Origin of the sequence: Nocardia brasiliensis ATCC 700358, assembly GCF_000250675.2 — a bacterium.
GTDB classification, from domain to species: Bacteria; Actinomycetota; Actinomycetes; order Mycobacteriales; family Mycobacteriaceae; genus Nocardia; species Nocardia brasiliensis_B.
This window is the reverse complement of sequence record NC_018681.1, coordinates 2,777,926-2,796,537: the sequence shown is the minus strand read 5'-3', so window position 1 is coordinate 2,796,537 and position 18,612 is coordinate 2,777,926. Positions and strand designations below refer to the sequence as shown.

22 protein-coding genes are annotated in these 18,612 nt (G+C 68.6%); 6 read left to right on the top strand and 16 right to left on the bottom strand.

The window, feature by feature from the left end; translation table 11 throughout:
* Positions 1–81: 81 nt before the first annotated feature.
* The gene (locus O3I_RS12550; RefSeq protein WP_081593970.1) at positions 82–516 is read left to right on the top strand and encodes a MarR family winged helix-turn-helix transcriptional regulator; all 435 of its coding nucleotides are present in this window, start codon (positions 82–84) and stop codon (positions 514–516) included.
* Here O3I_RS12550 and hisI read toward each other — a convergent pair.
* Both hisI and O3I_RS12540 read right to left on the bottom strand, forming a co-directional pair.
* A complete protein-coding gene (gene hisI / locus O3I_RS12545; RefSeq protein WP_014983291.1) occupies positions 513–860 on the bottom strand; it encodes a phosphoribosyl-AMP cyclohydrolase in 348 nt (115 codons plus the stop codon). The two genes, O3I_RS12550 and hisI, sit on opposite strands and share 4 nt — an antisense overlap.
* A gap of 20 nt (positions 861–880) precedes the next feature.
* Positions 881–1,297, bottom strand: a complete 417-nt coding sequence (locus O3I_RS12540; RefSeq protein ID WP_014983290.1) for a MarR family winged helix-turn-helix transcriptional regulator — start codon at positions 1,295–1,297, stop codon at positions 881–883.
* Between the two features lie 72 nt (positions 1,298–1,369).
* Between O3I_RS12540 and O3I_RS12535 the strand changes: the two genes are divergently transcribed.
* Positions 1,370–1,720 (top strand): DMT family transporter, encoded by a 351-nt coding sequence (locus tag O3I_RS12535; RefSeq protein ID WP_014983289.1) that lies wholly within the window; start codon positions 1,370–1,372, stop codon positions 1,718–1,720.
* 35 nt (positions 1,721–1,755) lie between these two features.
* Positions 1,756–2,076, top strand: coding sequence for a DMT family transporter (locus O3I_RS12530; protein ID WP_014983288.1), 321 nt, complete (start codon positions 1,756–1,758; stop codon positions 2,074–2,076).
* A gap of 247 nt (positions 2,077–2,323) precedes the next feature.
* Here the strand turns inward: O3I_RS12530 and hisF are convergent, their stop codons facing one another.
* The 4 genes from hisF to O3I_RS12510 all read right to left on the bottom strand — a co-directional run bounded on the left by hisF (position 2,324) and on the right by O3I_RS12510 (position 5,260).
* Positions 2,324–3,097, bottom strand: coding sequence for an imidazole glycerol phosphate synthase subunit HisF (hisF, locus tag O3I_RS12525; protein WP_014983287.1), 774 nt, complete (start codon positions 3,095–3,097; stop codon positions 2,324–2,326).
* A 4-nt stretch (positions 3,098–3,101) separates the two neighbouring features.
* Complete coding sequence (locus O3I_RS12520) at positions 3,102–3,935, bottom strand: inositol monophosphatase family protein (protein ID WP_014983286.1); 834 nt, start codon at positions 3,933–3,935, stop codon at positions 3,102–3,104.
* Positions 3,932–4,663, bottom strand: a complete 732-nt coding sequence (priA, locus tag O3I_RS12515) for a bifunctional 1-(5-phosphoribosyl)-5-((5-phosphoribosylamino)methylideneamino)imidazole-4-carboxamide isomerase/phosphoribosylanthranilate isomerase PriA (RefSeq protein WP_014983285.1) — start codon at positions 4,661–4,663, stop codon at positions 3,932–3,934. The genes O3I_RS12520 and priA overlap by 4 nt, the downstream gene beginning before the upstream one ends.
* 141 nt (positions 4,664–4,804) lie before the next feature.
* Entirely contained in the window at positions 4,805–5,260 is a 456-nt protein-coding gene (locus O3I_RS12510; RefSeq protein ID WP_014983284.1) for a MarR family winged helix-turn-helix transcriptional regulator, read from the bottom strand.
* A gap of 294 nt (positions 5,261–5,554) precedes the next feature.
* Between O3I_RS12510 and O3I_RS12505 the strand changes: the two genes are divergently transcribed.
* Positions 5,555–5,962, top strand: a complete 408-nt coding sequence (locus O3I_RS12505) for a hypothetical protein (RefSeq protein WP_014983283.1) — start codon at positions 5,555–5,557, stop codon at positions 5,960–5,962.
* Between the two features lie 2 nt (positions 5,963–5,964).
* On the opposite strand, the gene hisH is transcribed toward O3I_RS12505, so the two are convergent.
* The 9 genes from hisH to O3I_RS12455 form a co-directional block, all read right to left on the bottom strand.
* On the bottom strand, positions 5,965–6,600 hold the full coding sequence (gene hisH, locus O3I_RS12500; protein ID WP_014983282.1) for an imidazole glycerol phosphate synthase subunit HisH: 636 nt from the start codon (positions 6,598–6,600) through the stop codon (positions 5,965–5,967).
* Positions 6,597–7,214: an imidazoleglycerol-phosphate dehydratase HisB gene (hisB, locus tag O3I_RS12495; RefSeq protein ID WP_014983281.1), complete on the bottom strand. Its 618-nt coding sequence runs from the start codon at positions 7,212–7,214 to the stop codon at positions 6,597–6,599. The genes hisH and hisB overlap by 4 nt, the downstream gene beginning before the upstream one ends.
* A 20-nt stretch (positions 7,215–7,234) precedes the next feature.
* Positions 7,235–8,368, bottom strand: coding sequence for a histidinol-phosphate transaminase (locus O3I_RS12490; RefSeq protein WP_014983280.1), 1,134 nt, complete (start codon positions 8,366–8,368; stop codon positions 7,235–7,237).
* Complete coding sequence (hisD, locus tag O3I_RS12485) at positions 8,365–9,702, bottom strand: histidinol dehydrogenase (protein ID WP_014983279.1); 1,338 nt, start codon at positions 9,700–9,702, stop codon at positions 8,365–8,367. Before hisD ends, O3I_RS12490 begins: the two co-directional genes overlap by 4 nt.
* Positions 9,703–10,193: 491 nt before the next feature.
* Positions 10,194–11,792 (bottom strand): serine/threonine-protein kinase, encoded by a 1,599-nt coding sequence (locus tag O3I_RS12475; RefSeq protein ID WP_014983277.1) that lies wholly within the window; start codon positions 11,790–11,792, stop codon positions 10,194–10,196.
* Positions 11,793–11,948: 156 nt separating this feature from the next.
* Complete coding sequence (locus tag O3I_RS12470; protein WP_014983276.1) at positions 11,949–13,700, bottom strand: penicillin-binding transpeptidase domain-containing protein; 1,752 nt, start codon at positions 13,698–13,700, stop codon at positions 11,949–11,951.
* A gap of 50 nt (positions 13,701–13,750) precedes the next feature.
* Positions 13,751–14,617, bottom strand: a complete 867-nt coding sequence (locus tag O3I_RS12465) for an arylamine N-acetyltransferase family protein (protein WP_014983275.1) — start codon at positions 14,615–14,617, stop codon at positions 13,751–13,753.
* 32 nt (positions 14,618–14,649) lie between these two features.
* Positions 14,650–14,886 carry a hypothetical protein gene (locus O3I_RS46040; RefSeq protein WP_041562582.1) on the bottom strand — a complete coding sequence of 79 codons (237 nt, stop codon included), beginning with the start codon at positions 14,884–14,886 and terminating at the stop codon, positions 14,650–14,652.
* Between the two features lie 89 nt (positions 14,887–14,975).
* Positions 14,976–15,935: a PLP-dependent cysteine synthase family protein gene (locus O3I_RS12455; protein ID WP_014983273.1), complete on the bottom strand. Its 960-nt coding sequence runs from the start codon at positions 15,933–15,935 to the stop codon at positions 14,976–14,978.
* Between the two features lie 219 nt (positions 15,936–16,154).
* Between O3I_RS12455 and O3I_RS12450 the strand changes: the two genes are divergently transcribed.
* On the top strand, positions 16,155–16,709 hold the full coding sequence (locus tag O3I_RS12450) for a hypothetical protein (protein ID WP_051066580.1): 555 nt from the start codon (positions 16,155–16,157) through the stop codon (positions 16,707–16,709).
* Positions 16,710–16,815: 106 nt separating this feature from the next.
* Here O3I_RS12450 and O3I_RS12445 read toward each other — a convergent pair whose 3' ends face one another.
* Positions 16,816–17,214, bottom strand: coding sequence for a DUF4870 domain-containing protein (locus tag O3I_RS12445; protein WP_041562581.1), 399 nt, complete (start codon positions 17,212–17,214; stop codon positions 16,816–16,818).
* A 453-nt stretch (positions 17,215–17,667) separates the two neighbouring features.
* Between O3I_RS12445 and O3I_RS12440 the strand changes: the two genes are divergently transcribed.
* Entirely contained in the window at positions 17,668–18,504 is an 837-nt protein-coding gene (locus tag O3I_RS12440) for a phage repressor protein (protein ID WP_051066936.1), read from the top strand.
* Positions 18,505–18,612 lie beyond the last annotated feature (108 nt).

Sequence of the window (18,612 nt, the reverse complement as noted above, 5' to 3'; positions counted from 1 at the left end):
CTTGGCTTGAAAGAAGGCACACCAGTGACGAAGTGGTTAGACCCCGTAGAACAACGAGCTTGGCGCGCGGTTGTTGCGCTGATGACACGTCTACCAGGCGCTTTGGACACGCAGCTGCAACGAGAATCCGGGGTTACCCATTTCGAGTACTGGGTTTTGACCCTGCTGTCCGAGGAACCCGGGCATCGGCTGCAGATGAGTGACCTCGCACACAAGGCAAATGCATCGCTATCACGGCTTTCGCATGTGGTGTCGAAGCTGGAGCGGATGGGCTGGGCGCAACGCTCGGCTACCGCCGGGCGCCGTGGCGTGCAGGCCGTACTCACAGACGACGGCTACCACAAGGTGGTCGAGGCGGCCCCCGGTTACCTGGATGCCGTGCGCCACATGGTTTTCGACGGATTGGCGCCGGAGCAGACGGCTCAGCTCGCCGAACTCAGCGAGCTGCTCGCGGACCATCTGACCGATTCGCTCAGCCGCCCCGACACCGGCGGCGCCGCGGAACGCGGCACCTAGGCCGGATCGGCGAGCAGCACGTCCGCATCGAAACAGGTGTGCGTCCCGGTGTGACACGCCGCGCCTTCTTGATCGACGACCAGCAGCACGGTGTCCCCGTCGCAGTCGAGCCGGACCTCGTGCACGTACTGGGTGTGGCCGGAGGTCTCCCCCTTGACCCAGTACTGCTGCCGCGATCGCGAAAAGTAGGTCGCCTTCCGGGTTTCCAGCGTGCGGGCCAGCGCCTCGTCGTCCATCCACGCGACCATCAACACGTCGCCGGTGCCGCGCTCCTGCGCGACGGCGGACACCAGGCCCGCGTCGTTGCGCTTGAGCCGGGCGGCGATGGCGGGATCGAGACTCATGTGACCGTTTATAACAAAGCTCAGACCCGGGCCCGGCGCAGGGCGGCCACGGTGTCGTCGTCGGATTCGTCCAGGGCCGCGGCGAGCGTGTCGCGGTAGGTGCCGCGGGCCGCGTCGTATCGGGCCCGCCCCTCGTCGGTGATCACCGTGTAGACCCCGCGCCGATCGTCCGGACAGAGGTCGCGATAGGCCAGGCCCGCGGCGTCGAGCCGCCCGACGAGCCTGGTCACCGAGCTCTGATTCAGTCCGAGCCGGTTCGACAGGTCCTGCATGCGCAGTTCGCCGTCCTCGGCCTCGCGCAGGAACCCGAGGGCACGGAACTCCGACAACCCGAGCCCGTGCCCCCGCTGCACCGCCGTCGCCAATCGGCCTTCCACCTGGACGTACAAGGCGGACAGCCGACTCCACATCTCCTCGTCCCGCACCGTGTTTGACACAAATTATTTGTACATGCATACTTCTCCTCACGCAACTTAGTTGCATATACATACAAATAAGGAGCTGTTCCGATGGCCTGGATCTACCTGCTGATCGCCGCCGTGTTCGAAGTGGTCTTCGCGCTGGCGACCAACGCCACGCACGGATTCACCGTGCTCGGCCCGTCCCTGCTCACCGCGGCCGCCGCGGCGGGCGGCATCTTCTTCCTCAGCCTCGCGCTGCGCACCCTCGACGTAGGGGTGGGCTACACCGTGTGGACCGGCATCGGCTCGGTCGGCACCGTCACCCTCGGCACGGTGATCTTCCACGAGACGCTGAACGTCTGGAAGGTGCTCGCCTTCGTTCTGATCATCGGCGGCGTCCTCGGCTTGAAGCTCGCCGACACCTTCGCTGCTCGCGCTGCCCGGCCCGTAGCCGCCTGATCCCCCACTTCATCACCAGCACAGGAGTTTTCGTCATGGCTTGGTTCTTTCTCGGCATCGCCATCGTTTTCGAGATCGCGTTCGCGCTCGGCACCAACGCGACCAACGGCTTCACCAAACTGTGGCCCTCGGTCTTCACCCTGGTCGCCGCGGCAGGCGGCATCTTCACCCTGAGCCTGGCGCTGCGCACCCTGGATGTCGGTGTGGGATACACCATCTGGACCGGCGTCGGCGCGCTCGGCACGGTCATCCTCGGCGCGCTCGTCTACCACGAGAAGATCACCCTGCCCAAGGTCGTGTCCTTCGCCGCGATCATCGCGGGCGCGGTCCTGCTCAAAGTGGCCGCAGGCGCCTGAACGCACCCGACGACCCGCTCGGCCCCAGGGCTGAGCGGGTCGTGCTCGTTCGGCGAGACCCGCTGTGCCCCTTCAGCTCCGCCGCGATCCACCGGCAACAGTCAGCGGAACCACAGCGAGTAACGACCGCGACCATAGCGACCGACCAGCCGATTCTTCAGCGAAAGTCACTGGCAGGTAAAAGATTCGGTGAGTCCGGCACATCAACGGGTGACCCGCGAAATCCCGGCAGCACCCGGTTCCGCGACTAGCGGACGACGATGTCCTCGGCGCGCATGGAGTCCTTCACCTGGCCGATGGTGAGTTCGCCGAAGTGGAAGACGCTGGCGGCCAGGACCGCATCGGCGCCGGCCTGGACCGCGGGGGCGAAATGCTCGACGGCGCCCGCGCCGCCGGACGCGATCACCGGCACGGTGACGGCGGCGCGCACGGCGCGGATCATCGCGAGATCGAAACCGGCCTTGGTGCCGTCGGCGTCCATCGAGTTCAGCAGGATCTCGCCGACACCCAATTCGGCGCCGCGGGTGGCCCATTCGACCGCGTCGATGCCGGTGCCGCGTTTACCGCCGTGGGTGGTGACCTCCCAGCCGGACGCCGTCGCGGGCTGCCCCGCGGGCACCGTGCGCGCGTCGACGGACAGCACGATGCATTGCGAGCCGAACCGCTCCGACATTTCGCGCAGCACCTCGGGGCGCGCGATGGCGGCCGTGTTCACCGACACCTTGTCCGCGCCCGCGCGCAGCAGCCGGTCCACATCGTCGACGGTGCGCACGCCGCCGCCGACGGTGAGCGGGATGAAGATCTGTTCGGCGGTGCGGGTCACCACATCGATCATGGTGCCGCGGTCGCCGGTCGACGCGGTGACGTCGAGGAAGGTGAGTTCGTCGGCGCCCTGCGCGTCATAGGTCGCGGCCAGCTCGACGGGATCGCCCGCGTCGCGCAGGTTTTCGAAGTTCACGCCCTTGACCACCCGGCCCGCGTCGACATCCAGACACGGAATCACGCGTACCGCCAACGTCATTGCCTCACCCTTCCTCCGCGGTCGCCGGATCGGCGACCGTGCAGATCATCTCGAGCAGTTCCTCGTGCACGCCGGGCGCCGCGGCGAGCACCGAACCCGAGGTGATGGTCCACGGCTCCCCCGCCAGGTCGGTGACGACACCGCCCGCCGCCCGGATCAGCGCCACACCCGCGGCGTTGTCCCAGGGGTGATGCCCGAACACGATCGCGCCGCCGAGCACCCCGGAGGCGGTGAACGCCAGGTCGATTCCGGTCGAGCCGTGCATCCGTACCCGCGAGGAGAGCCTGCTCAGCGGGCCGAGCAGATCGAACCGGAATTGGCCCGGAATCCGGCCGCGCGCATCGACATTGAACGCGCCGAAGCCGATCATCGCCTCGGCGAGCTTGCCGTGCGGCAACGGCGGCAGCGGCTGACCGTTCAGCAGCACCGGCCCGCCGGCCTGGGCGGCGTAGCGCTGCCCGAGCAGCGGCAGCCAGGTGAGACCGAGTACCGGCTCGCCCTCGTGCACCAGGGCGAGCAGCATGCCCGAAAGCGGGTGCCCGGACGAGTAATTGAAGGTGCCGTCGATCGGGTCGAGCACCCACGAGGTGCCCGACACCAGGTCCGGTCCGCCGAATTCCTCACCGTGCACGCCGATCCCGGTGCGCTGCTCCAGCTGCGCCGAGATGGTGCGCTCCAGCTCCAGGTCGAGTTCGGTGGCGAAGTCGTTGCGGCCCTTGGTCACCGCGCTCGGCGCGCCGACGCCCTCGACGAACCGCGAGGTGACCGAGTCCAGGATTTCGCGCGCGATACCGAGCAGCGCCGAGAGGTCGGGCAGCGCCGGGGAACCCTGGCTCATCTCACCGCGGCCAGCGCCTCGGGCAGGGTGAACCGGCCCGCGTAGAGCGCCTTGCCGACGATCGACCCCTCGACGCCGTCCGGTACCAGTTCGGCGATCGCGATCAGATCATCGATGGTGGACACGCCGCCGGAGGCGATGACCGGCGCGTCGGTCGCGGCGCACACCTCACGCAGCAGATCCAGGTTCGGGCCGGTGAGGGTGCCGTCCTTGGTGACGTCGGTGACCACGTAGCGGGTGCAGCCGTCCCGTTCCAGGCGCTCGAGCACCTCCCACAGATCGCCGCCGTCGCTGACCCAGCCGCGGCCGCGCAGCCGGTGTTCGCCGTCGATGATCCGCACGTCCAGACCCACCGCGATCCGCTCACCGTGCTGGGCGAGGGCCTTGGCGCACCAGATCGGGTCCTCCAGCGCGGCGGTGCCGAGGTTCACCCGGTGGCAGCCGGTGGCCAGCGCCGCGGCCAGGGAATCGTCGTCGCGGATACCGCCGGACAGCTCCACCTTCACGTCGAGTTCACCGACCACCTCGGCGAGCAGTTCCCGGTTCGAGCCGCGCCCGAAGGCGGCGTCCAGGTCGACCAGATGGACCCACTCCGCGCCCGCCTCCTGCCATGCCAGCGCCGCCTCGCGAGGCGAGCCGTAGCTGGTTTCGCTACCGGCCTCCCCCTGCACGAGGCGCACGGCCTCGCCATTGGCGACATCGACGGCGGGCAGCAGCACAAGACTCACGACTGCGCCTCGCCGGCACTCGGCTTCGTCGCCGCCTCGGACGCTGCGTTGATGGTTCGTTCGCTCCGCTCACTCACTTTTGCCAGCCTAGTCGTTCAGTCTCCGCGCCCCGCCTCCGGCCTGCGGGAATGGGCGCACCCGTCACCGCGGCGGGTGGTGGCGATCGAGGATGTGCGTGAGCAGCCGGACGAGTTCGGCGCGTTCGGCGGGCGCGAGCCCGGTGAGCAATTCCTCCTGCGCCCCGGCGAGTCGCCGGTCCAGTTCGGCGAGATGCGCCGCGCCCGTCTCGGTCAGCGTGACGATCTTGCGGCGGCGATCGCCGGGGTCGGGCCCGCGTTCCACGAAGCCGCGGGCCGCCAGTTCGTTGACCGCGGTGACGATATCGCTGCGATCGATCCGGGTGCGCTTGCCGATCTCGGCCTGCCCGGCCGCGCCCGTTTCACCCAGCACCGCGAGCAGCGCGTAGTGATGCCGCCGCGAACCGGTGCTGTCCAGCGCACGTTCGGCCGCCCGATTGGCGAGTAGCGCGACCTGGTCCACCAGTCGCGTCGGCATAGCACCGAGCCTGTCCGGCGCCCCGTCGCGCGCGATCGCCATGACGGCCAATCTAGCCCGTGCCCGGAACGCCCACCACATGATCGACGGAGCCGGCCGAGACAGTTGCCCGGATCCGCGCGCGAATCCGCTGTGGTCCCCGATATTCGGCGCAGGGCGCTCAGGGTCTACCCCGAGACCGCGATCGCGGGCAACGGGCACCGGACCGGCCCGCGGGCCGGTAGTGTCTCGCCTCGGCGCTCACTCCGATCGCCTATTCCCTACTCTCCCTGGGGTTCCCGTATGTCACGTTCGACTCTTGCTGCCCTGTCCGCCCTTTCGGCAGCCTGCTGCCTCGTGGGTATCGCCACCGCGCCGACCGCCGCGGCCGCACCACCCGAGGAAGCCCGGCTGGCCGGGTGCGAATTCGGCCGGGTCGCGGGCACCTACGACTACGCGAACTTCGGCGAGCACGCCGGAAGAATGCTCGACGTCACCACCGGCGGGTTCCGCGACGAATTCGAGCGGGCGAAGCCGACGATCCTGGACGCGCTCGCCGCCAATCACACCAAGGCGGAGGTCAATTCGGTGGACTGCCGCGTCGTGTCCGGCGACGCGAACCAGGCCGACGTCACGCTCACCGTGGTGCAGACCACGACCGGCGACGCCACCGAGGGCATGCCCAAGACCAACAAGATGTCGCTGCTGGTCACCGTCGTGAACGTGGACGGCCGGTGGCTGGTCAACCGGGCCGAGACCAATTGACCCTAGAGCGACTGCACCCAGTTGCGCAGCAGCTGGGCGCCGGCGTCGCCGGACTTCTCCGGGTGGAACTGAGTCGCCGAGAGCGCCCCGTTCTCCACCGCGGCGAGGAACGGCACGCCGTGCTCGGCCCAGGTGAGCTTGGGCGCGGCGAAATGCTGACCGGGCGGCAGCTCCCAGGTCTGCGCGGCATAGGAGTGCACGAAGTAGAAGCGGGTCTGCGCGTCCATGCCCGCGAACAGCATGCTGTCGGCCGGCGCGGCGACGGTGTTCCAGCCCATGTGCGGCAGCACCGGGGCGGCCAACCGTTCCACCGTGCCCGGCCATTCCGCGCACCCCTCGGTCTGCACGCCGAACTCGACCCCGCGCTCGAACAGGATCTGCATGCCGACACAGATGCCGAGCACCGGCCTGCCGCCCGCGAGGCGCTGACCGATCATCCGCTCCCCGCGCACCGCACGCAGTCCGGCCATACAGGCGGCGTACGCGCCGACGCCGGGGACCACGAGACCGTCTGCGGCCAAAGCGATTTCAGGGTCCGCGGTCACTTCCACCTTGGCCCCGGCGCGCGCCAGCGCCCGCTCGGCCGAGTGCAGGTTGCCGGAGCCGTAGTCCAGCAGCGCAACAGATTTCAGGCTCACAGCGTCCCCTTGGTGGACGGCACGCCCTGTACCCGCGGGTCGAGTTCGACCGCGGCGCGCAAAGCCCGTGCCACCGCCTTGAATTCGGCCTCGGTGACATGGTGCTGGTCGCGGCCGTAGAGCACGCGAACGTGCAGCGCGATCCGCGCGTTCAACGCGATCGACTCGAAGACGTGCCGGTTCAGCACCGTCGAATACGGCGCGCCGGGGCCGGCGCCCGGGATGACCGCGTGCAGCAGGTGTTCCGGCTCGCCGGTGTGCACACAGTACGGCCGCCCGGACACGTCCACCGCGGCGTGCGCCAAGGTCTCGTCCATCGGGATGTAGGCGTCACCGAAGCGGCGGATACCGGCCTTGTCGCCCAACGCCTTTCCCAGCGCCTGACCGAACACGATCGCGGTGTCCTCGACCGTGTGGTGCGCCTCGATCTCGATATCGCCCTCGGCCCGCACGGTCAGGTCGAAGCTGGCGTGCGCGCCGAGCGCGGTCAGCATGTGGTCGTAGAACGGGACGCCGGTGGCGATCTCGGTCTTGCCGGTGCCGTCGAGGTCCAGCTCCACCACGATGCTGGATTCCTTGGTGATGCGCTCCACCCGCGCGGTTCGGTTCGTCATTGCTTCCTCCACAGGCGGATTCATCGGGGCGTCAGATCGGTGTCGACCAGGATGCGGCTGACCTTCAGGAATTCGTCGTTCTCCGCGGCCAGGCCGATCGTGGTGCGCAGGTAGCCGGGAATGCCGACATCGCGGATCAGCACGCCGTGGTCCAGGTAGCGCTGCCAGGTGCGCGGCGCGTCGCTGAACCGGCCGAACAGCAGGAAGTTCGCGTCGCTGGGCACCACGTCGAAACCCAGGTCGCGCAGCGCCGCGGCCACCCGGTCTCGCTGTGCGGCGAGTTCGGCTACGCTGCCGAGCGTTTCGTCCGCGTGCCGCAGTGCGGCGCGGGCGGCGACCTGGGTGACCACCGACAGGTGGTAGGGCAGCCGGACCAGCAGCATCGCGTCGATCACCGCGGGCGCGGCGATCAGGTAGCCGAGGCGGCCGCCGGCGAAGGCGAACGCCTTGCTCATCGTGCGGGTCACCACCAGCTTGGCCGGGAACCGGTCGATCAAGGTGAGCGCGCTCGGCTGCGCGGAGAACTCGCCGTAGGCCTCGTCCACCACCACGATGCCCGGCGCGGCCTCGATGATCCGTGCCAGCTCGGCCACCGGAATGCTGTGTCCGGTCGGATTGTTCGGGCTGGTCACGAACACCACGTCCGGCGAACGCTCGGCGATGGCGGCCACCGCGTAGTCGACGTCGAGGGAGAAGTCCGCGCTGCGTTTGGCTTCGACCCATTCGGTGTCGATGCCCTCGGAGATGATCGGGTGCATCGAATAGGAGGGCACGAAACCCAGTGCGCTGCGGCCCGGCCCGCCGAACGCCTGCAACAGCTGCTGCAGGATCTCGTTGGAACCGTTGGCGGCCCAGACGTTGTCGCCGGTCACCGCGACACCCGTTTGCCGGGTGAGGTATTCGGCGAGCCCGGCACGCAGCGCGACCGCGTCCCGGTCTGGGTAGCGGTGCAGGTCTTCGGCCGCGATCCGGATGGACTCGGCGACGTCGTCGATCAGGGCCCGGCTGGGTGGGTGCGGGTTCTCGTTGGTGTTCAACTGCACCGGCACCGTCAATTGCGGTGCGCCGTAGGGCTTCTTGCCGCGCAGGTTCTCCCGCAGCGGCAGATCGCCGAGGCCGATCCCCGACCCCGGCACGGTCGCGGGACGGCTCATGACAGCGCCTCGAAACGCGCCTGCACGGCCTGGCCGTGCGCGGGCAGATCCTCGGCATTCGCCAGCGCCACCACGTGTCCGGCGACATCCTTCAGCGCCGCCTCGGTGTACTCCACCACGTGGATACCGCGCAGGAACGTCTGCACACTCAAACCCGAAGAGTGCCTTGCGCATCCGGCAGTCGGCAGCACGTGGTTGGACCCGGCGCAGTAGTCGCCGAGGCTCACCGGAGCGTACGCGCCGACGAAAACCGCACCGGCACTGCGCACCCGGCCCGCCACCGCGGCGGCGTCGGCGGTCTGGATCTCCAGGTGTTCGGCCGCGTAGGCGTTGACCACCCGCAGGCCCTGCTCGATATCGTCGACCAGCACCGTGCCGGATTGCTTGCCGCGCAACGCCTCGGTGACCCGGTGCGCGTGCTTCACCACGCTCAGCTGCCGGGTCAGCGCGGCATCGACCGCGTCGGCCAGCGCCGCACTGTCGGTGACGAGCACGCTGGCGGCGAGCACGTCGTGCTCGGCCTGGCTGATCAGGTCGGCGGCCACGTGGCCGGGATCGGCGGTGGCGTCGGCCAGGATCGCGATCTCGGTCGGGCCCGCTTCCGCGTCGATGCCGACCAGGCCGCGGCACAGCCGCTTCGCCGCGGTCACGTAGATGTTGCCCGGACCGGTGATCAGGTCGACCGGTTCCAGCTGCGCGCCGTCGGTGTCGACGCCGCCGTAGGACAGCAACGCCACGCCCTGCGCGCCGCCGACCGCCCACACCTCGTCGACGCCGAGCAACTGCGCGGCGGCCAGGATGGTGGGGTGCGGCAGGCCGCCGAACTGCGCCTGCGGCGGCGAGGCGACCACCAGCGAACCGACGCCCGCGGTCTGCGCGGGCACCACGTTCATCACCACGCTCGACGGGTACACCGCGTTACCGCCGGGCACATACAGCCCGACCCGCTCGACCGGCACCCAGCGCTCGGTCACGGTGCCGCCGGGCACCACCTCGGTGGTCTTGTCGGTGCGGCGCTGATCGGCGTGCACCTTCCTGGCCCGGGCGATGGACTCCTCCAGCGCGGCGCGCACTGCGGGATCGAGGCCGGCCAGCGCCTTTTCCAGCTCGGCCGCGGGCACCCGCACCGTGGCCGGGATCACACCGTCGAACTTCTCGCTGTACTCCTGCGCCGCCGAAACGCCATGGTCCCGGATCGCTTCCACCACCGGCCGCACCTGATGCAGCACCGAGTCCACGTCGACTCCCCCGCGCGGCAGCGCGGCGCGCAGCTCGGCAACGGAGGGAGTGCGACCGCGCAAATCGACGCGGGCGAGCTCGATGCGGGTTGTCATGTGGTGTCGATCCTTGTCCTCAGCTGATCCGCAACAGGAAAGTTGCAGCTACCAGCCTAGTGGGCCGACGCCACCGGTTATCCGCCCGGTCCACTCGGCTGTCACCCCCGCACCTCCCCGCACGCTGATCGGCGTCGCCGCCCTCGACATCCCCGAACACTTCGTCGAGGTGGAGGCCGTCGCGGTCCTCGCATGATTCCGAGCTGGTCATTTGATCACCAGGTAATCCTCGCGGTGGGCTCTCGGCCGATGCCGCCACCATTACCTGGTGATCAGCTGACCAGAAGTTTCCGAGAGCCGTGAGTCCGGGTCGGTACCCTCGCTGCACGTCGCCGCCGCCGTTCGTGCCACGCTGATCCGCGTCGAGGATCCGGGCCACGGACGGCCTCGTGACCTTCGCCCTCTCCGGACGACGAGATGCACCACACTTCGCGACCGATCGAGGGCGAGCGGCCGACATAGCCCGCCACCTGTCGAAACCGTCCCGCGACTCAGCGCGTGTCGGTGTCGATCAACGCGGATCCGTTGCCGGAGTTGATCATCCGCAGCGTCACCGACTTGTTCTGACCGCCATAGGTCACACTCGCCACGTTCACCGCCACCGAACCGTCGCCACTTCCGCTGCCGCCGTCGGCGGTGTCGACGGTGTTGAAGCCGGTGAGCCGGTTCTTCGTCCAGTAGCTTTCGAAGGCCTGCTGGCTGCCGTAGACCTGCTGGGCCGCGGGGGTCAACCGTTTCCACGCCGCCGGGAGGTCCAGATCGGACAGGTTGGTGTAGAAGTCGACGACCTGGTCGATCGCCGCCCGCTGGTCGACCTTGCCCACGCTCTTGGTCTTCCCCACCGCGGCAGCGGCCGGGGTCGAACTGGTGCCACCGCTCGACACGCTCGTGCTCGGCGGATTCGCCTGCACCACCGGCTGATTCGTGTCCTCGCGAGACATCGCGGCGATGCTCACCGCCACGGCGGCGATGATCCCGCCGATCAGCGCGCCGACCAGGACGGCCTTGCGCTTGCTGCCGGACTTGCGCGGCGCCGGGCGCGGCTGGGTCGCGGTGCGCGGGTGCGCGGCGGTGTTGTGCTGCGGCGGGCGCGGCGCGGGCCGCTGCCTGGCCTGACGATCCGGCGCGTGCTGCCGGTCGGGCGGGAGTTGCCGCTCGGCCGGATGGTGCGTCGCGCCCGACACCGCCGACGGACGCAGCGCCCGCGTCGCCGATTCCGGCGCGCCGTTGCGGCGGCGCACGAAAGCCTCACTGGCGGGCACGAATCCGGCGGCGACCGGCGCCGGACCGGAGTCGGCGAAGGCGGCGAGGTGATCGAGCGCCGCGCGCATGGTCGGCCGGTCCTGCGGGTCCGGGCTGAGCAGGTCGAGCAGGAAATCCGTGGCCGGGCCCGCGTTGCGCGGTTCGCTGACCTGACCGTTGGCGGCGGCGTACAGCACCGCGAGCGGGTTGGCGTTCGCGCCGTACGGCGGCTCACCCTCCAACGCGTGGAAAAGCGTTGCGCCCAAAGCGAACACGTCCGAGGCGGGCGTCGGGTCGGCGCCGCGCGCCATTTCGGGCGCGAGATAGGCGGCGGTACCGCAGATCAAGCCGGTCTCGGTGAGCGTGACATCGCCCGCCGCGCGGGAGATGCCGAAGTCGGTGATCTTCACGGTGCCGTGATCGTCGAGCAAGATGTTGCCCGGCTTGACGTCCCGGTGCACGATGCCGGCCTGGTGCGCGGCGATCAGCGCCGAGGCGACCTGTTCACCGATGCGGGCGACATGGGTCAGCGGCAGCGGCCCCTGGGTGGAGAGCACCGCGGCCAGGCTGTTGGATTTCAGGTACTCCATCACCAGGCACGGGTCGCCCTGATGCTCGGTGATGTCGAACACGACGATCGCGTTGGGATGCTGGAAGCGGGCCGCGTTGCGGGCTTCCCGGATCGCACGCTGCCGGACCACGTCACGCTCGGCCTCGGGCAGGCTCGGCTTGATGTGGATCTGCTTGACGGCCACCGAGCGTTGCAGGCGCTCGTCGATGGCACGCCAAACCACGCCTGTGCCGCCGCTACCAATCCGCTCGACCAGGCGGTAATGCTCCGCGATCAACTGACCGGTATCGATGGCGCCTACTCCGAACCTTCTCGAAATCGTGACATCCCGCTTATTGCTTACTGACGCGGTCCGGGGACGAGTGTAGCGGGCCGTGGAACTTCCGCGCTCCTCAGCATGGGCGAATTCTGCGCCCACATCACGGTGCGGGGTCTAGCGCACCGCGCGCAGCATCCGCCCCGCGGCGTCGACGGCAGGACCAGAACTGTTGGCATCATTGATGAACACGGCAAATGCCAGGTCGTCGGCGATCCCGACGAACCAGCCGTGCGCGTGCTTGTCGTCGATGAACTCCGCGGTGCCGGTCTTGCCGAGCAACCCGGGAATATCGCGTAACTGCGTGGCGGTGCCCGCGGTCACGGTCTCCCGCATCATCGTCTTCACCTGCTCGACGACCGTGGCGGGCAACGGCGCGGGCGTCTTGTCCGCGGTGCCGGGTTTGCCCTTGACGATCGCCGGCGCGGGCGCCGAGCCGTGCGCGATCGACGCGGCGACCAGCGCCATGCCGAACGGCGTTGCGGTGACTTGTCCTTGGCCGATGGCGGATTCGACGCGCAGGGTCGGGGTGCCGGCCGGCGGGACTTTGCCGGTGACGGTGGTCAAACCCGGTGTGACGTAGTCGATGCCGAGCCCGAGCTGCGCGGCGGCGGCGGTCAGCGCGTCGGCGGGTAGCTTCGCCGCGAGCGCGCCCATGGTGGTGTTGCAGGACCGCGCGAACGCGGTGTGCAGCGGCACCGAGCCGAGATCGAAGTTGTTGTCGTTGGGGATGCGGCGGCCCTCGATGGTCGCGACACCCGGGCAGGGCAGCACCGTGTCCGGGGTCACCGTGCCGGCCTCGAGCGCGGCGGAGACGGTCACCGTCTTGAACGTCGAACCCGGCGGGTACAGGCCGGTGAGGGCGATCGGGCCCTGCGCGTCGGCGGCGTCGTTCTGCGCGACCGCGACGACGTTGCCGGTGGAGGGCTGCAGGGCGACGATCGCGGCAGGTTGGGTGATCGGTGCCAGCGCCGCCTCCGCCGCGTGCTGCAGGTCGATGTTCAGGGTGGTCGCGATGTCGGTGGTCGGCTTCGCGTCCTGGCCGCCGACCCGTTGCGTGCCCTGCGCGGTCTGCGCGCGCACCGCCCAGCCCGCGTTCTCGTCGGCGGTCTGCTGCCAGAGTTCGGTGAGACCGGACAGCACCGGCGAGGACAGGGCCTTGTCCGTGGTGAGCAGCCGGGTCTGCGGGGCGAGCGTGACGCCGGGCAGCGCGGCCAGCTGCGCCTGGATCGGCGCGATATCCGCGTCGCGCAAACTGATCGCGGTGATCGGCTTGCCCTGCGCCGCAGCGAGTTCCGACTGCAACGAGGCGGCGGTGATACCCGGCGAGATCGGGCCCAGCAGTCCCGCCAGCGCACCGGTGTCGGCGCCGGGGCTCACCGTGACCAGCGTGACCACCTGCTGAGTCATCAAATCCCCACCGCTGGCATCGAGCACTCGGGCGGGCTGTGGGTAGACCGGGCTGTAGGTCAGCGGTCCTGCCGCGAGACCGGGCGCGACCGTATCCGGGTTCCACGCGATCTTCCAGCCGTCGCCGCGGTCGTTCGCGGCACCGGTCGTGGTGTAGGTCCACTCGGACTTGCCGTCCTTGCCGAGCTTCCAGGTGGCGGCCAGGGTGAAGGTGTTCTTGTCGATCGCACGGACATCGAACTTCACCTCCTTGCCCAAGCCGTCGTAGAGCTTGCCCAGGGTGTCGGTGGCCTTCGCCGGATCGTCGGTGAGGTTCGCCGCCGCGGCGACATCGTCGCGGGTCAGCGCGTCGGCGAACTGGCCGGCGACCGTGTCGGGCTGGTCCGGTCCGGACGAGCAGGCGGCGAGCACGAGCGCGGGTGCGGCGAACAGGACGAGGCACTTCCGGTGGGTACGCACCCCGCCGACTGTAACGGCAGGTAGTTCCGGATGGCAGCTGCGACGCCCCGTCACCGCCGCTGCCAGTCCCCCTCTACCAGCTTCGCGGCATCGGCCTCGGTGAGGTCGATGTCGAACAGTTCGGACAGGACCTTCGGCACCTCGGACACCTCGATCTCCCGGGTGTCGCTGCTGCCGTCCGGGCGCGTGGTGACCACGGTGGTGCCGTCGATCATGTGGTCGGCGTCGGGCAGGAAGCGGTGTGCGTACGGCCGCGTGGTGAACGGCGAACGGGGCGAGGTGGAGACGAAGTGGTTGCCGACCGCGAAATCGATCCGGTACTGCGGTGTGGTCGCGAACGTGTAGCGATCGATCCAGCCGTCCTTGCCGAACTGGTGCAGCACCCAACGGTCACTGTCCAGTTCGCCGAGCGTGTGTTCCAGCCGGAACCGCCATGCGCCGGCACTGAATTCGCCGGTCTCCGTGGATAATTCGTAGGGCTCCAGCGGGCCGGAGCCGAAACCGACGTCGACCAGCCAGACCCGGTCGTCGTCCGCGGTCGTCACGCGCAGCAGCGCGTGCGTGGCCGGACGCAGTCCCTGATCGGCGCCCATCGTCACCCGGCCGTTGAAGGCGATGATGTCGTACCCGAGACGTTCCAGCACCGCCGCGAACAACGTGACGTGCTCATAGCAGTAACCACCGCGACGTTGCCGGATCAGCTTCTCCTGCAAGGACTCCAGATCGAGCAGCACCGGCCTGCCCAGAATGATCTCCAGGTTCTCGAACGGAATCGTGGTGGTGTGCAACCGCACCAGCTCCCGCAACGTCCGCAACGTCGGTGCGCGCTCCCCGTCGAAGCCGATCCGGGCCAGATACCCGTCGAGATCCAGCTCGGCGTTGTTCCAGCGGTAGGCCGGGTCGGTCGGCTTCGTCATCGCACCCTCACTTCGTCGTCGGCGTAATCACGTCAACCCTGGGTGGCCATGATCATGTTCCCACCCCCCGGTGCCCGCCCCTGTGGGATCCGCCATGATGAGGGGCGGAATATCCGGTCCGCACCGCAGTGGACGGGACCGGACATCTCCCGCCGCACGGTTTCGGCGACGCGGGACAGCGCAGTGCCGAGGTGGCGGCGTTGTGCGGTCGTCAGCGGATCGAAGACGATCCGGCGCACGATCCACTCGCGGGCCTCGAAGCGGTCCATCAGTTTCGACAGTCGCGCCAGCACGCACACCCCGCTGATCGCGAGCCTGCCCGGTGGCGAGGTCCCGGTCCGGCACGCGCGGCCTTCAGCTACTTTGCCCGGAACACGTTCGTGCTGAGATATTTCAGGCCGGAGTCCACCAGAATGGTGACGACGGTGGCCTCGGGACCGAGGCGTTGCCCGAGCGCGATCGACGCGAGAACATTTGCGCCGGAGGAGGTTCCGGTGAACAACCCTTCCTCCCGGGCAAGTCGTCGTGCCATGGCTTCGGCATCGGCGGTGGGTACGGGGATGATCTCGTCGGGAAGCTCGGGGTCCCACATCGGGGGCCGGTAGCCGATCCCGATGCCTTCGATGAGGTGAGCACCGGGACGGCCACCGGACAGCACGGCGGATTCGCCCGGTTCGACCGCGGCCACCCGCAGCCGCGGATTACGCTGCCGCAGTGGTGCGCTCGCCCCGCGCAGTGATGCCGCGGTCCCGACTGCTTGCACGAAACCGTCGACGCGTCCATCGGTTTGCGCCCAGACCTCTTCGCCCAGTGCGTGATAGCCGGTGATGCTGTCGGTGTTGGTGAGCTGGTCGGTCCAGTAGGTGTCGGGTTGCCGGCCGAATTCCGCTGCGGTGTCGATCATGTCGCGGATCAACTGCTCGGTGATCTTCCCGTTCGCACTCGGAACCAGGGTCAGTTCGGCACCCAGCGCGGCCATCTGAACCAACTTCTCCGCGCTGAACACCTCCGAGGTGACGATGCGCAGGCGATATCCCCGCGCCGCGCAAACCAGCGCCAGCGCAGCACCAGTACTGCCGCCGGTGTATTCGACAACGGTGCCACCGGGCCGCAAGCGGCCGTCGGCTTCGGCGGCGCTCACCATGGCTTGCGCCATCCGGTCCTTCATACTGCCGGTCGGATTGTTGCCCTCGACCTTGACCAGAATGGTCGCGCAACCGGCGGGCACCACCCTGCGCAGTCGTACCAGTGGGGTGTGCCCGATCGCGGCCAGCACGCTGCTACCGATTTCCATGATGTGCTCGTCCTTCCGACGCATCCGTCGACCTCGTCTTCCTCGACACTGCCGATCATCGAGGCGCCGCCCCGGGGCCGGAAGTTCAGTTCTTGAACTACGCTGCGGGCACGCAAGTACCTACGCTTGGCGTCGTGGCTGGTTACGGACAATTCTGTGCGGTGGCGCGGGCGCTGGACGTGCTCGGTGAGCGGTGGACGCTGCTGATCGTCCGGGAACTGCTGCTCGGCGCATCGAGCTTCGGTGACCTGTGCCGGGGACTGCCACGAATCCCCCCGGGCGACTCTGTCTGCGCGCCTGCGGACGCTGCGAACCGCCGGCATCGTCGACGGCTATCGCCTCACCGACGCGGGTGCCGCACTCGCCCCCGTGGTCCGGGAACTGGCCCGGTGGACCGTCACCACCGACAGCGCCGCCCTGGGCGACGACGACCTCGACACCGTCGCCCTCACCTGGGACATGCGCCGCCGCGTCGACATCACCGCACTGCCCGAGCACCGGGTCGTGATGGCCATCGAATTCACCGACCGGCCGATCGCCGACCGCAGATTCTGGTTGCACCTGTCCCGCACCAGTGTGGATCTGTGCCGCGACGACACCGGTGCGCCCGTCGACATCTGGCTCACCGCACCGACCCGGGCGGCCACCGAATGGTGGCTCGGAAACCTGTCCTGGCCGCAATTGCTGCAACAACCCGGTGTCCAGGTACACGGCGACCACGAACTTCAACGCCGCGTACCGCGCTGGTTCACCCGCTACCTGTTCACACCGGACGCTCTAGCCCAGACCACAACCTGACCCTTGTGCTCACTGCCACGCGGACGCCAACGGCCCGAGATGGTCTCGGGCCGTGGGTCTTCGGGATGCCGCCGTGCTGCGGCATCGGTCGGGCGTGGATCTCCAGCTAGTTGATCGAGTTGGCCAGGCGATCGGCGTACGGGGCGGTGAACCGTCCGACGAACGGCAGCTCCGCCCGGACACCGCCGGTGCCGTTCGCCTTGACCATGGCCATGATCCAGACGACGAACGAGAAGACCGCGACCACGAGTCCGACGAGGCTGAAGAGGATGCCCAGGGCCGCCAGGAACGAGCCGACGATACTCAGCCCGATATTGACCACCGAGACCGCCCCGAAGAAGACAATCGATTGCGCGGCATGGAATTTCACGTCCGGATCATTCTTTCCCACGAAGAGGAAGATGATCCCGGTGACCCAGCCCAGCGCGTAAGACAGGATCGCGCTGGTCTTCTTGTCCAACCCGGTGGACTGCGGTCGATTAGCGGGAGATTGAGAAGATGTCATGGGCCGAGTACATGCCGAGCCCGCCACCTACCGATCCCAACTTTCCACTGTTTCGAGCTGGTCATCAACGTCGGCGGCAACATGGACGCGGCGCGTTCCGCACTAGTCACCTGCGCTTCCGGCCGGACGGGGCTACTCACCGCGGGCGATCGGCGCATACCGATGCACGGGCCGATACTGCGCTCCGACGGTCCATACCTCGAATTGTCGGTGCTGCCGGTAGGTGTCGGGCACGGCGTCGCACTGGACGGTTCGATCCCCGGAGTCGCGCTCACCGCGGCGGAGCTTGGGCCGAACCCAGCGGGGACCGACGCTGGCCGCTGGATAGAACGTATAGTGATCGATCGGAACACGACCGAACGTACGAAATGCGATAGCTGAAGCTGGCGGCCGAGGTAGAGCGAGGTGAGCGTGAGCGACAAGCAGTTACCCGACACCGAGATCTCGACCCGGATGCTGGTGGAGAGCCTGGTCCGCGAGGACGCGACCATCGACGCCGGCGAGCTCTACGATGTCGCCAACGCGCTGGAAATGAGCGATCAACAGGTCCGGCTCTGCATCAAACGACTCGTCGCCGAGGGCAGGTTCGTCCAGGAAGGTCGCGGCCGCAAAGCCGTTTTGCGCGCAACCGATCTGACCCGCGACAGCCTCGAGCCCGACCTCGATTTCGTGCGCTACATGTATGCCCAGGATCGTGGCGAGGCGTCTTGGGACGGCCGCTGGCATCTCGTCGCGTTCGGTGTGCCCGAATCAGCGCGGCACGCACGAGATTCCATGCGCGACACCATCGTCCGACTCGGTGGCGCACCGATTCAGGGTGGCCTGTACGTCTCGGCGAACCCCTGGGAGGACCGAATCCGTTCCGCGGCCGCACAGCTGGGCGTCCTCGACCAGATCACCACGTTCACCAGTAGCGATCTGACGCTCGGTCGTCATGTCTCCCCGCGCGACATCGCCGAGCAGCTGTGGCCGCTCGACCGCGTCGCCGCCGGCCACCGGCGGCTACTCGACGCCGCGGAACACTGCCTGGGCGAACTGCGAACCTCCTCCCGCATTCGGCATCTGACGATCGCAGTCGCCCTGGCCGCGGAATTCACCCACGCGACGGAGCCGGATCCCCTGCTACCACCACAACTACTCCCCCAGCCGTGGATCGGCGCCGCCGCGCGTGCGGCGGTAGCCGCGTGCTGGGCGGAGCTTCGCAAATCCGATCCCGCGCAACCAGTTCGACTGTTCCGCTGGTACACGAATGTCACCAGCGGAGCCGCCGACCTTTCGCACCCGTCGTAGTCGAATTTCCGCGTCGGGACGCAAGGCACGCGCACCGATCAACTCGATCGAGCAAGAACCGATCGAACAGGCGCGGAATGGCTGGTCCACGGCGGACCGGTCACTCGA

Excerpts from the sequence above, each read along its gene's own strand:
- O3I_RS12550 (WP_081593970.1), top strand. The coding sequence starts at position 82 with ATGACACGTCTACCAGGCGCTTTGGACACGCAGCTGCAACGAGAATCC.
- hisI (WP_014983291.1), bottom strand. The coding sequence starts at position 860 with ATGAGTCTCGATCCCGCCATCGCCGCCCGGCTCAAGCGCAACGACGCG.
- O3I_RS12535 (WP_014983289.1), top strand. The coding sequence starts at position 1,370 with ATGGCCTGGATCTACCTGCTGATCGCCGCCGTGTTCGAAGTGGTCTTC.
- O3I_RS12530 (WP_014983288.1), top strand. The coding sequence starts at position 1,756 with ATGGCTTGGTTCTTTCTCGGCATCGCCATCGTTTTCGAGATCGCGTTC.
- hisF (WP_014983287.1), bottom strand. The coding sequence starts at position 3,097 with ATGACGTTGGCGGTACGCGTGATTCCGTGTCTGGATGTCGACGCGGGC.
- O3I_RS12520 (WP_014983286.1), bottom strand. The coding sequence starts at position 3,935 with ATGAGCCAGGGTTCCCCGGCGCTGCCCGACCTCTCGGCGCTGCTCGGT.
- O3I_RS12510 (WP_014983284.1), bottom strand. The coding sequence starts at position 5,260 with ATGGCGATCGCGCGCGACGGGGCGCCGGACAGGCTCGGTGCTATGCCG.
- hisB (WP_014983281.1), bottom strand. The coding sequence starts at position 7,214 with ATGACGAACCGAACCGCGCGGGTGGAGCGCATCACCAAGGAATCCAGC.
- O3I_RS12490 (WP_014983280.1), bottom strand. The coding sequence starts at position 8,368 with ATGAGCCGTCCCGCGACCGTGCCGGGGTCGGGGATCGGCCTCGGCGAT.
- hisD (WP_014983279.1), bottom strand. The coding sequence starts at position 9,702 with ATGACAACCCGCATCGAGCTCGCCCGCGTCGATTTGCGCGGTCGCACT.
- O3I_RS12465 (WP_014983275.1), bottom strand. The coding sequence starts at position 14,617 with ATGACGAAGCCGACCGACCCGGCCTACCGCTGGAACAACGCCGAGCTG.
- O3I_RS46040 (WP_041562582.1), bottom strand. The coding sequence starts at position 14,886 with ATGGACCGCTTCGAGGCCCGCGAGTGGATCGTGCGCCGGATCGTCTTC.
- O3I_RS12455 (WP_014983273.1), bottom strand. The coding sequence starts at position 15,935 with ATGCGTCGGAAGGACGAGCACATCATGGAAATCGGTAGCAGCGTGCTG.
- O3I_RS12445 (WP_041562581.1), bottom strand. The coding sequence starts at position 17,214 with ATGACATCTTCTCAATCTCCCGCTAATCGACCGCAGTCCACCGGGTTG.
- O3I_RS12440 (WP_051066936.1), top strand. The coding sequence starts at position 17,668 with ATGCTGGTGGAGAGCCTGGTCCGCGAGGACGCGACCATCGACGCCGGC.